2 protein-coding genes are annotated in these 1,204 nt (G+C 64.6%); both read left to right on the forward strand.

Annotated features, from left to right (window positions below; translation table 11 throughout):
* Positions 1 to 498 (forward strand): IS3 family transposase (locus tag AXK61_RS17580; protein ID WP_156485735.1); only part of this gene is annotated, 498 nt, incomplete at its 5' end.
* Positions 499 to 862: 364 nt separating this feature from the next.
* On the forward strand, positions 863 to 1,204 hold a 342-nt coding region (locus AXK61_RS17585; protein ID WP_197466858.1), incomplete at its 3' end, for a transposase.

Here is a 1,204-nt window from a genome sequence, read left to right on the forward strand (position 1 = left end):
GAGTTGTGGCTCACTGATATCACCGAGCACTGGACCGATGAGGGCAAGCTTTACCTCTGCGCGATCAAGGACGTGTGCTCGGGGCGGATCGTCGGCTACAGCATCGATTCACGCATGCAATCCCGCCTGGCGGTGAACGCTCTGAACAATGCTGTTGCCCGTCGACCTGGTCCCGTCGCCGGGTGTATTGTTCACTCGGACAGGGGTTCTCAGTTTCGGTCGCGCAAGTTCGTGGCAGCGTTGAACCAGCACGGCCTTGTCGGGTCGATGGGCCGCGTGGGCGCTGCCGGCGATAACGCCGCGATGGAATCGTTCTTCGCGCTGCTCCAGCGCAACGTCCTCGACCGGCACCGCTGGGCCACCCGCGAGCAGCTGCGGATCGCGATCGTCACGTGGATCGAACGGACCTACCACCGACGCCGTCGGCAAGCCCGCCTCGGCCGATTGACCCCGATCGAATACGAGACCATCATCAACACAGCCGCCCCGGCGGCATAACACCGTAACTGTCACCTCTCGGTGCAGCAGTCCCCGGCATCCCCTACCAGGCCGCGTGGTTGTCTAGCGTTGCGGGAACGTACCGACGCAAGAAGTACACCGAGACCGCCGTCCGCGACGGGCAGGCCGTCTCGGAGAACGCGACGCGGACGCTCTACTCGGGCACCACGGTTGTCAGCAAGCCAGTGCAACTGCCGGGACCAGGCGGCGGTGGACGTATCCCCGACCCTCAGCCGGACCCTGCCGCGCTAGCCTCGGCCTTTCGCGGGTGAGGTCGTGTCGGACATGAAGAAAGGTGCTCTGAGCTGGAAGAATAGGGGTTACCACACCAACCTATTTCCAGTCTCGAAGGAGCACCTTTCTGGTGAGTCAGTCTACGTCCTGCTACCCGAAGGTGTCGGTCGACGCGGCCGGAACGAACCTCGTCTCGCATGCCGGGACAGTGCTGTTGCTTCGTACCGCCGAGACGGTCGGTCTGACCGCGGCTCTGACCAGTGCGTTGATGCCGTGGCGCAAGCCGAACGCGATCCACGATCCGGGGAAGACGGTGCTTGATCTGGCGGTGTCGATCGCGGCGGGCGGGGACTGCCTGGCCGACCTCGATCAGCTCCGCACCCAACCACAGGTGATGGGCCAGGTCGCCTCCGATCCGACGGTGTCGCGGCTGATCACCGCCTTAGCAGGCGATGTCGACGCGGCGTTGGCG

The organism is Tsukamurella pseudospumae, from assembly GCF_001575205.1.
Classification (GTDB): Bacteria; Actinomycetota; Actinomycetes; order Mycobacteriales; family Mycobacteriaceae; genus Tsukamurella; species Tsukamurella pseudospumae.